The sequence below is a fragment of the Halomonas marinisediminis genome, from assembly GCF_004347715.1.
Classification (GTDB): domain Bacteria; phylum Pseudomonadota; class Gammaproteobacteria; order Pseudomonadales; family Halomonadaceae; genus Halomonas; species Halomonas icarae.
On record NZ_SLTR01000123.1, the window covers coordinates 1 to 334 of the forward strand.

1 protein-coding gene is annotated in these 334 nt (G+C 43.7%); it reads left to right on the forward strand.

The window, feature by feature from the left end; translation table 11 throughout:
* Window positions 1-334, forward strand: a 334-nt coding sequence (locus tag E0702_RS16075) for a 3'-5' exonuclease (protein ID WP_306766930.1), incomplete at both ends; no start/stop codon positions are given.

Sequence of the window (334 nt, forward strand, 5' to 3'; positions counted from 1 at the left end):
GGATAGCCAATTTGATGAGAGGCTTTTCCATCAGCAAAAAGAACACGATGCTGTTAATGTTATGACTGTTCACGCAGCTAAAGGACTAGAGTTTCCAGCTGTATTCATGCCTGGCCTTGTTGCAAACAAATTTCCTCTTAAGGCAAGCGGTGGTCGTAATGAATTTTATTTCATAGATAAAGACGCATTTCCTTATCCAGAGGCCTATCGCACTCCTCGAGATGAAGAGCGCCGTTTAGGTTTTGTCGGGGCTAGCAGGGCAGAAAAGTACTTATTTGCAAGTTGGGCACCAATTCCGGCGGGGAACAATAGTTTTTCCAAACAGTCTATTTTC